This window comes from Streptomyces griseobrunneus (assembly GCF_046713465.1).
Taxonomy (GTDB): domain Bacteria; phylum Actinomycetota; class Actinomycetes; order Streptomycetales; family Streptomycetaceae; genus Streptomyces; species Streptomyces microflavus.
In genome coordinates this window covers 4,670,051-4,682,668 of record NZ_CP177080.1, presented here as the reverse complement: position 1 = coordinate 4,682,668, position 12,618 = coordinate 4,670,051, and the positions used below count along the sequence as shown (strand labels likewise).

General features: G+C 72.2%; 9 protein-coding genes. 2 read left to right on the top strand and 7 right to left on the bottom strand.

Going from position 1 to position 12,618, the window contains the following annotated elements; genetic code table 11:
• Window positions 1-49: 49 nt before the first annotated feature.
• The gene (locus tag ACK8N7_RS21345) at window positions 50-505 is read left to right on the top strand and encodes a sel1 repeat family protein (RefSeq protein ID WP_500445809.1); all 456 of its coding nucleotides are present in this window, start codon (window positions 50-52) and stop codon (window positions 503-505) included.
• A gap of 62 nt (window positions 506-567) precedes the next feature.
• Here ACK8N7_RS21345 and ACK8N7_RS21340 read toward each other — a convergent pair whose 3' ends face one another.
• Window positions 568-3,501, bottom strand: coding sequence for a GNAT family N-acetyltransferase (locus tag ACK8N7_RS21340; RefSeq protein ID WP_500443711.1), 2,934 nt, complete (start codon window positions 3,499-3,501; stop codon window positions 568-570).
• 125 nt (window positions 3,502-3,626) lie between these two features.
• On the opposite strand from ACK8N7_RS21340, the gene ACK8N7_RS21335 reads away from it, so the two are divergent.
• Window positions 3,627-4,355 carry a siderophore-interacting protein gene (locus ACK8N7_RS21335; protein WP_403212728.1) on the top strand — a complete coding sequence of 243 codons (729 nt, stop codon included), beginning with the start codon at window positions 3,627-3,629 and terminating at the stop codon, window positions 4,353-4,355.
• 39 nt (window positions 4,356-4,394) lie between these two features.
• Here ACK8N7_RS21335 and ACK8N7_RS21330 read toward each other — a convergent pair whose 3' ends face one another.
• The 6 genes from ACK8N7_RS21330 to ACK8N7_RS21305 form a co-directional block, all read right to left on the bottom strand.
• Complete coding sequence (locus ACK8N7_RS21330) at window positions 4,395-5,966, bottom strand: APC family permease (RefSeq protein WP_500443709.1); 1,572 nt, start codon at window positions 5,964-5,966, stop codon at window positions 4,395-4,397.
• 240 nt (window positions 5,967-6,206) lie between these two features.
• A complete protein-coding gene (locus tag ACK8N7_RS21325; protein ID WP_500443707.1) occupies window positions 6,207-7,673 on the bottom strand; it encodes an aldehyde dehydrogenase family protein in 1,467 nt (488 codons plus the stop codon).
• Entirely contained in the window at window positions 7,670-9,409 is a 1,740-nt protein-coding gene (locus tag ACK8N7_RS21320) for an N-acyl-D-amino-acid deacylase family protein (RefSeq protein ID WP_403212733.1), read from the bottom strand. The genes ACK8N7_RS21325 and ACK8N7_RS21320 overlap by 4 nt, the downstream gene beginning before the upstream one ends.
• A 188-nt stretch (window positions 9,410-9,597) precedes the next feature.
• Window positions 9,598-10,719, bottom strand: coding sequence for an LLM class flavin-dependent oxidoreductase (locus ACK8N7_RS21315; protein WP_403212735.1), 1,122 nt, complete (start codon window positions 10,717-10,719; stop codon window positions 9,598-9,600).
• A gap of 133 nt (window positions 10,720-10,852) precedes the next feature.
• On the bottom strand, window positions 10,853-11,638 hold the full coding sequence (locus tag ACK8N7_RS21310; protein WP_403212737.1) for an SDR family NAD(P)-dependent oxidoreductase: 786 nt from the start codon (window positions 11,636-11,638) through the stop codon (window positions 10,853-10,855).
• A 10-nt stretch (window positions 11,639-11,648) separates the two neighbouring features.
• A complete protein-coding gene (locus tag ACK8N7_RS21305; protein ID WP_403212894.1) occupies window positions 11,649-12,590 on the bottom strand; it encodes a TIGR03619 family F420-dependent LLM class oxidoreductase in 942 nt (313 codons plus the stop codon).
• Window positions 12,591-12,618 lie beyond the last annotated feature (28 nt).

The window sequence follows — 12,618 nt, the reverse complement described above, 5'->3', positions numbered from 1 at the left end:
GGATCCGGCGATCCGGCAGGGCTGCGAGGGAAAGGGACATGTGATGGGAATGGGGCTGGGGTTCTTCCTGTTGCCCGCAGGCGGTGCGCTGAGCCTGACCGGGGTGTTCCTGGGCAGCGGCACGCTGATCAGCCTGAGCTGGATCATGTGGCTGGCCGGCATCCTGCTGCTGATCGCCCAGCGCTACCGCCGCCCTCCGGACCCGCAGGTGCTGGCCGCCGCCGCTGCCGCCGGGGACGCCCGTGCGGTACGGGGGCTGCGCACGCTCGCCCTGGACGCGCGGAGCCAGGGGCGGCCGGAGGCGGCGGAGCGGATGCTGCGGCAGACGGCGAAGGCCGGGGACGTGGAGTCGATGTGGGAGCTGGGGCGGCTGCTCCGGGAGCGGGAGGGCCTGGCGGCGGCGGAGCCGTGGTTCCGGATGGCCGCCGGGCGCGGTCACGCCGTCGCCAGGCGGCTGTTCCGGGCGGGCGGCGAGCTGAACCCGGACGGGTCCAGCCCGCTGTAGCCCGCCGCCGTCCGCCTCAGTAAGCCTCCGGCGTACGCCTCGGCAGCCCGCCGCCGTACGCCTCAGGCCAGGCCCAGCGCCGCCCGGGGCAGGAACGCCAGCCGGGCCGTCTTCTCCGGCTTCTCGATCTCCGGGCCCAGCTCGAAGCCGACCCGGACCATCCGGGCGAGCGCCTTCTCGTTGCGGGCGTCGGGCTCGACGACGACCCGCAGGTGGGCCGGGTCGCTGAAGACATAGCCGATGAACGCGGTGAGAAGGGCGTCCGTGTACCCCTTCACCGTTCCCTCGGCGGGCGCGATCAGCAGGTGGATGCCCAGGTCCCCGGGCTGCACGTCGTAGTGCTCGCCGACCGGGTCGGCGTCCGGCTCATACGTCTGGAAGAGCGCGGCCGGGACGCCGTCGCGGAGCGCCAGGTAGGCGTGGTGGGTGGCGAGCGAGTCGACGAACTCGTAGATCTCCCGGACCTGTTCGCGGGTGTGGTCGGCCATGCCCCAGAAGCGGGCGCGCTCCTCGGTGACCCAGGCGTGCAGCAGACCGGCATCGGCAGCCGGGACGACCGGGACCAGGCGGACGACTCCGAAGCCCTCGACCTTCTGCTCGTGGACGGCCGGGCGCAGGGCGGGGACGGTGGACGCGGTGGGCTCGGGGGTCGTGGTCATGGTGGTGGTCTCCTCGGTTCGGAGTTCGGTGCGGTGTTCCGTGACGTGTTCCGTGACGTGTTCCGTGACGTGTTCCGTGCGGTGCAGCAGGTTCCAGTCGGTGACCACCGGGGCCGGCCGGCCGCTCGCCCAAAGCTCCGTCTGGTCGCGGTGGTGGGCGGAGCCCGGCACTCCGGACGCGCCGAACGGCACCACCCAGAGGCTGTCCTCGCGGCGGGCCAGGTCCCAGACGTACCGGGCGGCGGGCCCCCGGGCGAAGAGGTCGGTGATCCCGGGGACGCTGGAGGTGGAGAGCACGCAGTCGTGGTCGCCCGCGAGCCCCGGCCAGACCTCCTCGGGGGTCGCGTCCGGCAGCGCCTGCCAGGGGGAGACCCGGTGGACCTCGCCCCAGGCGCTCGGGCCGGGCCCCTCCGCGTGCGTGGCGGCGACCGCTTCGGCCGAGGCCGCGACCATCGCCAGCCGGTCCTCGCACGGGAGGAGTCCGACGGTGAGCAGGCTCTCCAGGGCGTAGCCGATCCGGGGGACGGCGGCGAGCCAGGGTCGGAAGAGCGGCGGGTACGCGGTCGAGCGCCAGGGGTCGGCGTCGCCCGTGACGGGGCGCAGGGCGGGATGGCCGGCCAGCCGGTGGACGACGTCCGCGCGCAGCCGGGCGTAGAGGGTCGCGTCGGTGCTGTCCGCGTCCATGTGGCGGTCCCAGCGCAGCAGCCGGTCCCGCAGGCGTTCGGCGTCGGGGCTGAGGTCCGGGGCCCAGGCGAGCAGGGAGAGGAGCTGGCGGGAGGAGGCCAGGCGGGTGTCGGTGTGGACGGCGGTCATGTCCGCGGCCGACCAGGGCGGGCCGGTGACCGTCCGCACGCCGGTGGTCCCGCTCGCTGCCGCGCCCGGGGCCGTGCCGAGCAACTCCCGTATGCGGTCGGCGCGGTGCGGGGGTGCGAACTCGATGCCGAGGGGGGCGGCCAGGCCGCGCTCGTTGGCCATCACGGCGATGCCGGTGGCGGTGTCGACCTCGGTACGGGGCAGGGGCTCGCCGCCCTCGCGCCAGGCGTACGCGGGGTCGTGCGCGGGGACGACCCGCAGCCGGTTCTCGTACGGGCGCACGGGGACATGTCCGGCGACCCGGTGCAGGGTGGCCCCGGTGGTGTCGGCGGCCAGGACCACGTTGACGGGTTCGGCCCAGCCGTCCAGGGCGGTGTCGAGGTCGGCGACCGTACGGGCCCGGAGCAGCGCGGGCAGCACGTCGAAGCCGAGGTCGCCGGTGACTCGGGGCGGGTAGCGGAGGCTGATGACGGGCGCGTCGGGGGCCGCGTCGGTTTTCGGATCGCCGTGTACGTCCCCGATGATCACCGGCCCCCGGTCGGTCTCCACGACCTCGACCGTCTCCGGCTCTCCCCCGGCGACCTCGACGGTCTCGGTGTGGGCGTGGACCCGGTACCAGCCGTCCGGCCCGAGCGCCTCCACTCCGCCGTCCGCCGTGCGGCGCACCTGCTCCCGGTAGAGGTCCTGGTAGTCGGCCATCGCGTTGGTGATCGCCCAGGCGACGCCCCCCGTGTGCCCGAAGTGGGCGATGCCCGGGACGCCGGGGACGGCGAGGCCCACCACGTCGAACTCGGGGCAGGCGAGCCGGATCTGCTGGTAGACGCCCGGGTCCTCGATGAAGCGGTGCGGGTCGCCCGCGACGACCGGGGCGCCGGTGGTGGTGCGGTCGCCGGTGAGGAGCCAGCCGTTGGAGCCGGAGGTGCCGGGGCCGTCGGTGGCGAAGAGGGCCGCGCGGTCGTCGCCGAGCCTGCGGGCGACCTCTTCGCGCCAGAGTTTGGTGGGGAACCCGGCGAAGAGGATGTGGGTGGAGAGCCAGACACCGAGCGGGGTCCAGGGCTCCCAGCGGCCGGGCGCGAGCCCGGCGGCGGCGAACTCCGGTGCACGGGAGGCCCCTTCGGCCAGGCCCTCGTTGACCCCGTCGACGTACGCGCCCACCCAGGCGGCGGTCTCCGGCGCGAGGCGGTCGAAGCAGTGGCGGGCGGTGTCGGCGAGCCGGGCCCGACGGGCGAACCGGTCCCAGTCGACGGCCTCCGCACCGAGGTACGCGGCGGTCGTCCCGAGCACCCGGTGGCGCTCGGTCTCCAGCTGCCAGGCCCGGTCCAGGGCGGCGTTGTGCCCCTGCGCGCGGGCCAGGCCGAGGGCGGTGCCGGCCCTCAGGTGGGGTATCCCCCGGCCGTCCCGGAAGACCTCGAAGCCGCCATGATCACGCGTGCCCGGCCCGTGGTCCTGTCGGCCGTCCTGCCGGCCGTCCTGCCTGCTGTCCGGTCTCTCGTCCGGTCTCTCGCTGTCGATGTCAGCGGTCATCGTTCTGCCATCCCCTGCTTCCGGTGGTTTTCAGCCACTCCCCAGCCCCCGGAATTTAGGTTAGCCTAACCTAAAGTGACCCTTTGGGCAGTGGGCCGGGGCACCAGGGGAAGGTGGGAGACACCGTGGGTCATGGCTGGGAAGGCGTCGTTCTCAAACTGTTCCGGGGGCGGGATTTCACGTTCACCGTGACCGGCGCCGAGCAAGTCACCGACCGGTTCCGCCGGGTGCATGTGACCGATGGCGGACTGCTCGCCGCGACCGGCGGGGCGCACCCCACGATGTGGGTGCGGCTCTGGTTCGAGAGCGCCGGCAAACCGCATCAGCGCGCCTACACCCTGGTCGACCCGGACCCCGAGGCCGGGACCTTCAGTCTGGAATTCGCCCTCCACGAGGGCCCCGCCTGCGACTGGGCGAAGGCCGCCGAGGCCGGCGACACGATCGACGCGACGCTCCAGGGCACCGGCTTCGACCTGCCCGACCCGGAGCCCTCGCGGCTCTTCGTGATCGGTGACCCGGCCGCACTCCCCGCGATCAACTCGCTGCTGGACGCGGTCCCTCGGACCCCGGCGACCATCTGGTTCGAGTCCTCGGACGAGGCCGACCGGAAACTGCCGTTCCGCATCGACGAGGCCCACCACACCCTGCACCACGTGGAGCGCCGCGAGGGCGGTGCGCACCTGGTCGCCGAGGTGAAGGCGGCCCTGCCCGCGCTGCTGGGCGAGGACCACTCGGACGCGTACGTCTGGGTCGCCTGCGACACGGCGACCACCCGGGCCCTGTCGGCGTATCTCCGCAAGGAGCTGGGCCTGCCCAAGGACCGGGTGAACGCGCTGGGTTACTGGCGCCCGTAGCCGGACACGTAACACCGCCGTACCGCCGTACCGGAGACCTCAGTCCTCGACCACGAGGGCCGGGGTCTCCTTCGTCAGTACCTCGCCCCGGAAGAACGCCGGGCTGCGGCGCTCCATCGCGACCATCAGCACCACGCCGAGAAGCAGCAGCCCCACGCCGATGACGAAGACCGAGCCGACGCCGAGGACCGAGGAGCCGGAGCCGTACGCCGGGTCCCACATGTCGTAGAGGGTCTTGGCGAAGACGGCGGCGAGCAGCAGACCGCCGACGGCCGGGAAGAGGCCCTTGAAGACCAGGTCCCGGGCGGAGCGGGTCAGTTCGGCGCGGAAGTACCAGGCGCAGGCGAAGGCGGTCAGCGCGTAGTAGAAGCAGATCATGAGGCCGAGCGCGTAGATGGTGTCGACCAGGACGTGCTCGCTGACCAGGGTCATCACGGTGTAGAAGACGCCGGTCCCGATGCCCGCCGTGATCGTCGCCCGGCCGGGTGTCTTGAAGCGGGGGTGGACCTTGGCGTACGAGGCCGGCATCGCCTCGTACGCGGACATCGCCAGGACCGTGCGGGCCACCGGGATGAACGTGGTCTGGAGGCTGGCGGCGGCCGAGGCGAGGACGGCGACGAAGAGCAGCACGCCGAGGCCGGGGCCCATCACCGGCCCGGCGAGGGCGGCGAAGACGTTGTCGGAGGTCTCCGGGTTGGCGAGGCCGAGCCCGGATCCGCCGGAGCCGACGGCCATCTGGGCGGCGATGCCGGTGGCCAGGTAGGAGCCGACCAGGACGACCATCGCGACGAGGGCGGCCCGGCCGGGGGTCTTCTCGCTGCCGGTGGTCTCCTCGTTGGCGGTCAGGCAGGCGTCCCAGCCCCAGAACATGAAGATCGAGAGGGAGAGGCCCGCGGTGAAGGCCGCGAAGGACTGGACGGCGAACGGGTTCAGCCAGGACCAGGAGAAGTCGAGCGAGGTGGCGAAGGACGCGTCACCGCTGCCCGCCTTGGACAGCGCCATCGTCACGAAGAGCGCGAGGACGGCGAGCTGGAGGCCGACCAGGGCGTACTGGATGCCCTTGGTGGCGGTCATCCCCCGGTAGCTGATCGCGGTGGCGGCGGCGATGAGGGCGAGGCAGGTGGTGATGTGGACGAGCTTGTTGTCGTCCAGGGCGGCGACCGAGGCGCTGTTGGTGACCTCGCCCGCCAGCAGCCAGAAGTACGAGGTGGCGACGCCCGCCAGGTTGGACAGGACGATGATCGTCGCGATGACCAGGCCCCAGCCGCACATCCAGCCGACGCGCGGGCCGAACGCCTTCACCGTCCAGGTGAAGGAGGTGCCGCAGTCCGGCATGACCTTGTTGAGCTCGCGGTAGGCGAAGGCGACCAGCAGCATCGGCAGGAACCCGGCCAGGAAGACGGCGGGCATCTGCACGCCGACCTCGCCGGCGGTGGAGCCGAGGGTGGAGGTCAGGCAGTAGACGGGGGCGACGGTGGAGACACCGATGACGGCGCTGCCCATCAGGCCGACGGAGTTCCCGCCGAGGCCCTTGCCGCGTACACCGCCGTCGGCCGGGGCGCTTCCCCGTACCGTGTCTCCGGCCCGTGGCCGCGCGTCCAGCTGAGTCATGAGGAGGACGCTATGCGCTGCGATATCCACATTCGGAGGGTGAGACTCCAACGTCTCACCCTTGCTTACATCGGCCGATCCTCCATGAACACTTCATCAATTCAAGGTCACATACACATGAAGCCTTGCAATGCATGCCGGTCGCACGACAGTGACCACGTACGGTAATCGCAGCACTGTCCGTTTTGTACTGATTCAAAATTTTCCCGCGCCTCCTCCGGCAGCGTGCGGGAAGTGCCCTCAGCCGGGCCAGACGATCGCCTGCGTCTCGCTGTAGGCGTGCAGCGCGTACGAGCCCACGTCCCGTCCCACGCCGCTCTTCTTGAACCCCCCGAACGGGGCCTCCATGTTCCGCCCGACCGTGTTGACGCCGACCCCGCCCGCGCGGAGTTGCCGGGCGAGGCGGAAGGCGCGGGCCACATCGCCGGACCACACGTAGTCGATCAGGCCGTAGTCGCTGTCGTTGGCGAGCGCGACGCCCTCCTCCTCGTCATCGAAGGGGACGACCACGACGACCGGGCCGAATATCTCCTCGCGGACGACCCGCATGTCAGGGGTGCAGTCGGCGAGGAGGGTGGGGGCCACGTAGAACCCCCGGTCCAGGTGGCCGGGGCGGACGCCGCCCGTGACAACCCGCGCGCCCTCCTTCCGGCCCAGCTCCACGTACGCCTCGACACGGTCGCGGTGGGCGGCGGAGATGACCGGGCCGACGACGGTGGCCCGGTCGGAGGGGTCCCCGACGGTGAGCGCTTCGGCGTACGCGGCCAGCATGGCGATCAGCTCGCCCTGGCGGGACCGATGGACCAGGACGCGGGTCGGAGCCGTACAGATCTGTCCGCTGTAGAAGGAGAACGTGGTGCCGATGCCCGCGACGGCGGAGTTCAGGTCCGCGTCCTCCATGACCAGCGCGGCGCCCTTCCCGCCCAGCTCCATCAGCTGCCGCTTCATCCCGCGCCCGCACACCTCGGCGATGCGCTGCCCGACGGCGGTGGAGCCGGTGAAGCTGACCATGTCGACGTCCGGGGAGTCCACGGCGGCCTCCCCCGCCTCCGCGCCCGACCCGGTGACCACGTTCACCACGCCGGGCGGAACGCCCGCCTCCGCGAGGGCCGCGGCCATCCGGTAGACGGAGAGCGGGTCCTGCGGGGCGGGCTTCACGAGGACCGTGTTGCCCATCGCGAGCGCGGGCGCGATCTTGCCGGCCGGGTTGGCCCAGGGGTTGTTGTACGAGGTGATGCAGGTGACCACGCCGACCGGCCGGCGCACGGCCAGCGCCCCGAAGACCCCGGCCCGGCCCATCGGCCCGGCCTCGTTGATCTGCGGCGCGATGGCCTCCTCGACGGGCTCCAGCGCGCCTCTCGCGTACCGCCGGAAGCGGGCGACGCCGACCCCCACCTGCATCCCGCGGGCGGTGGAGGCGGTGGCTCCGCTCTCCGCGCGGGCGACCTCGGCATGGGCGAGGAAGTCGCGCTGGACGATGTCGGCGGCCCGGTCGAGGATCGCGGCGCGCTCCTCGGGCCGGGTCCGCGACCACGGGCCGAACGCCTCCTCGGCCGCCGCCGCGGCCTCGTACACCTGGGCGCGGCTCGCCTCGGGGGCGAGGCCGACGACCTCCTCGGTGGCGGGGTCGATGACCTCGTAGTGGCCGTCGACGGGCTCGGTCCACTCCCCGCCGATGAAGAGCTTCTGCGGTCCGGTGGGGTTCACGCCGTACTCACCGTCCGGGTGTCACGGCCCGAGCGCAGCACCGTCCCCGGCACCGCCCCCGTCACCTTGTCGTCGCGCAGGGTCTCGACCCCGTTGACGCGTACGGAGACGATCCCGATGGCCTTGGAGTCCAGGCGCGGGCTGTCCCCGGGCAGGTCGTGGACGAGGGTGGCCGGTCCGGCGTCGATCCGCTCGGGGTCGAAGAGGACGAGGTCGGCGTGGAAGCCCTCCTCGATCCGGCCGCGTTCGCGCAGCCCGAAGAGGCGGGCCGGGTCGTCGGTGAGCATCCTGACGGCGGCGGTCAGCGGGACGAGTTTCCGCCCGCGCAGGCAGTCGCCGAGGAAGCGGGTGGTGTACGGGGCCCCGCACATCCGGTCCAGGTGCGCGCCCGCGTCGGAGCCGCCGAGCATGACGTCCTCGTGCTCCCAGGTGCGCCGGCGCAGGGCCCAGGAGTCCGGGTCGTTGTCGGTGGGCATCGGCCACAGGACCGTACGCAGGTCGTCGGCGGCGCATATCTCGACCAGGCAGTGGAAGGGGTCCTGGCCTCGCTCGGCGGCGATGTCGTTGACGACGCGTCCGCCGAGCCCTTCGTTGGCGGCGCTGTACGTGTCCCCGATGACGTACCGGCCGAAGTCGGCGAGGCGCCGGAAGACCCCGGCCTCCTTGCTGTCGGCGCGGCGCAGCATCTCGGCGCGGGTGCCGGCGTCCCGGAGCCGTTCGATGCGCTCGGGCACGGGCAGCGCGAGGATCTCGCCCCAGCCGGGGATGAGGTTGAGGGCGCAGAAGGTGCCGAGCGACATGTTCATGGGCGTGAGGATCGGCATGGTGAGGGCCACGATCCGGCCGCCCGCGCGGCGGGCGCGTTCGCTGGGGATCAGCTGGCGCGGTACGCGTTCGGGGACGGCGGCGTCGATGGTGAGCACGTTCCAGTTGAGCGGGCGCCCGGCGGCGGCGGTCATGTCGACGAAGAGGTCGATCTCCTCGTCCGAGAACTGGTCCAGGCACCCGGCGACGATCGCTTCGAGCTGAGTCCCCTCGTGCTCGCCCACCGCGCGGGAGAGCGCGAGCAGCTCCTCCGGGAGGGCGTGCCGCGAGGCGACGGGCTCGCCGTCGCCGTCGGCGTGGGTGGCGGACTGGGTGGTGGAGAGGCCCCACGCCCCGGCGTCCATGGCGTCGTGGAAGAGGGCGAGCATGGCGTCCATCTGGGCCGGGGTGGGCTGCCCGCCGACCGCGTCGGCCCCCATGACGTGCCGGCGCAGGGCGCAGTGGCCGACCATGAACCCGGCGTTGACGGCGATGCGGCCTTCGAGGGCGTCGAGGTACTCGCGGAAGGTGGACCAGGTCCAGTCGACGCCCTCCTCCAGGGCTGCGAGGGCCATGCCTTCCACCCGGGACATCATCCGGCGGGTGTAGTCGGCGTCCTCGGGCCGGTCGGGGTGGAGCGGGGCGAGGGTGAAGCCGCAGTTGCCGCCGGCGACGGTGGTGACGCCGTGGTTCATGGAGGGGGTGGCGTAGGGGTCCCAGAAGAGCTGGGCGTCGTAGTGGGTGTGCGGGTCGACGAAGCCGGGGGCGAGGACGAGGCCGTCGGCGTCCTCACTGGTGACGGCCTCCTCGGCGATCGTCCCCGGCTCGGCGATGACGGCGATCCTGCCGCCGCGGATGCCGACGTCGGCGGTGTAGGCGGGGCCGCCGGTGCCGTCCACGACGGTCGCGCGGCGGATGAGGTGGTCGAGCATGACGGTTCCCTTCCGGGGTTCCTTCTTCGGCTCGGCTGGGACAGCCGGGGTACGCACGCTTGGGCCGCGGTACGTACCCCGGCTCACAGGGCGACGGTCCGGGAAGACGCCGCCCGGCCTGGGCGGGGGCTCCGCCCCCGTTCCCCCGCTCCTCAATCGCCGGAGGGGCTCGGTCTGTCCGGAGAGCCTCAGCCCGCGGCCCGGAACCGCGAGGTCCGATGCACCGGGTCCGTGTCGATCTTCGGAATCACGTGCTCCCCGATCAGCTTGATCGTGGTCATCGTGTCCTCCGGACTGATCCCGATCGGCAGCCCGAAGCTCAGCTGGTCCGCCCCCGCCTGATCCCACCGCCGGCACTGCTTCAGCACCTCGTCGGGATCCCCGCAGATCATCAGCTCCTCCGCGATGAGCAGCTCCACGATCTCCTCGGTGTACTCAGGAAGCAGCTGCGGCCACTCCGGAATCCCCTCCGGCCGCGGAAACGTGTCGTGGTAGCGGAACAGCAGCGACTGGAGGTAGTTGAGCCCGCCGCCCACCGCGATCTCCACCGCCTCGGCATGCGTCTCGGCGCAGATCGCGGTGGAGGTGACCATCACGTTGTCGTTGACGAACGCCCCCACCGGTTCGGCGTCCTTGACCGCGTTCTTGTAGGACTCGACGACCCACTCCATGTCGGAGACCTTCTGCACGCTGAAGCCCAGCACCCCGAGCCCCTTCTTCCCCGCCATCGCGTACGAGGACGGGGACCCGGCCGCGTACCACATGGCCGGGTGGGACTTCCCGTACGGCTTCGGCAGGATCTTGCGCGGCGGCAGGGACCAGTGCTTGCCCTGGAAGCCGACGTACTCGTCCTGGAGCCACATCTTGGGGAACTCGGCGATCGTCTCCTCCCACAGCTCCTTCGTGTGGTTCATGTCGGTGATGCCCGGCATGAACCCGAGGATCTCGTGGCTGCCCGCACCCCGCCCGGTGCCGAACTCGAAGCGCCCCTCGGAGAGGTGGTCGAGCATGGCGACCTTCTCCGCGACCTTCACCGGGTGGTTGACGGGCGCGAGCGGGTTGAAGATGCCCGAGCCGAGGTGGATGCGGTCGGTGGCGTGCGCGAGGTAGCCGAGGTACACGTCGTTGGCGGAGAGGTGCGAGTACTCCTCCAGGAAGTGGTGCTCGGAGGCCCAGGCGTACTTGAAGCCGGACTTGTCCGCCTGGATGACGTACTCGGTCTCCTCGATCAGTGCCTTGTGCTCTGCCTCGGGGTCCACCTTGGCACGCGCGGCGGGCACGTACCCCTGAACAAAGAGCCCGAATTCCACGGAGGTTCACCGTCCTCAAGTTTTCCTGACGGCTTTCCTGACGCACCGTCAGATTGTGGTGCGACCGACTGTTCCACCGCCGCCGCGACCCGTCAATAGCTGATGCCTCGTCAGAAGCGGGCGGGGGGCGTGATCAGAACAGGCTCACCCCCGCCAGCCACCCCCCGTCGATGACGAACGGCTGCCCGGTGATGTACGAGGAGTCCCCGGAGGTCAGGAAGAGGGCCAGCGCGGCCACCTCTTCGGGCCGCCCGATCCGCCCCATCGGCACGAGCTTGCGGTAGTACGCGTCCAGTGCGGCGTCCGACCTGCTCAGGTCGGCTTCCGGGTCCAGCAGGGCCGGGTTGCTCATCGCCGTGTCGATCGCCCCCGGGCAGATGGCGTTGACCCGGACCCCCTTGCCCGCCAGCTCCACGGCGGCCACCTTCGTGAGCCCGAGGACGGCGTGCTTGGTCGCGGCGTACGCGCCCACCAGTGCCATGCCCGTCAGGCCGGTGTACGAGGACGTGTTGACGATCGTCCCGCCGCCCGCGGCCTCGATCTCCGGCGCGACGGCGCGTATCCCGAGGAACGCACCCGTCATATTGACCCGCACCACCTGCTCGAACTCGGCCAGCGGGGTGTTGACCAGCTCGTTGAAGCGCAGGATGCCCGCGTTGTTGACGAGCCCGTCGATCTTCCCGAAGGCGTCCTTGGCCGCGCCGACGGCCTCGGCCCACCCCTCCTCGCTCCCCACGTCCAGCCGCACGAACCGGGCGACGTCCTCGCCCAGTTCCTTGGCCAGCGCCTCCCCTTGTCCGACCAGCACATCGGCGACGACGACCCGCGCGCCCTCGGCCGCGAAGAGCCGCGCCTCCTGCTCGCCCTGCCCGCGCGCGGCCCCGGTGACCAGGACGACCCGCCCGTCCAGCTTGCCCATACCGCTCTCCCTAGCTGCCGAGATGAGGGGCCACGTCCGCACCGAACGCCGCCATCTGATCGGTCAGTTCGTCCACGCTCCGGCTCCGGAACCGCACCTGGATCTGGTGCACGCCGATCGCCGCGTACGCCCGCAGCGACTCCGCCAGCTCCTCCGGCTTTCCGGCGAGGGTCCGCCGCCCCACGGACCACGCCGGCTCACCGACGTACAGCGGTTCGGTGATCGCACCGACGACGATCGGCTCCTCGACCCCCGCCTCCTCCCGCAGGGCGTGCACCCGGGCGATCTGCGCGGGCAGCCGGTCCCGGGGATCGCCCTGCGGCAGCCACCCGTCCCCCCGCACGGCGGCCCGGCGCACGGCGGCGGGCGAGGAGCCGCCCACCCAGATGGGCACCCGTTCCTGCGCGGGGCGGGGCAGCTGCCCGAGCCCGCCGAACGAGAACCGCTCCCCCGCGAACTCCGGGTACTCCTCCGGCCCCAGCGCGACCCGCAGCGCGTCGATCGTCTCGTCGAGCACGCCCCCGCGCCCGTCGAAGTCCGCCCCGACCGCCTCGAACTCCTCCCGTACGTGCCCGGCCCCGACGCCCAGGATCAGCCGGCCGCCGCTGAGGTGGTCGAGGGTGGCGTACTGCTTGGCGGTGACGAGCGGGTGGCGCAGCCCGACGACGGCGACATGGCTCATCAGGCGCACGCGCTCGGTGACCCCGGCCAGGAACGCGAGCGTGGCGACGGGGTCGTACCAGACCGTGCTCATCCCCTCGGCGAGCCGGCGCGGGATGGCGATGTGGTCGCAGCTCGCGATGTAGGCGAAGCCGCCGCGGTCGGCGGCCCCGGCGATGCGGACGAGGTCGGCCGGGACCGCCGCCGCCTCCCAGGGTTCGGCGTAGATGGCGCTCTGCGACTGGACCGGGAGCTGTATCCCGTACGACAGCGGCCCGTCGGCTGACGGCAGCGACGGCGGCGGTATCGGCACGGCGGCC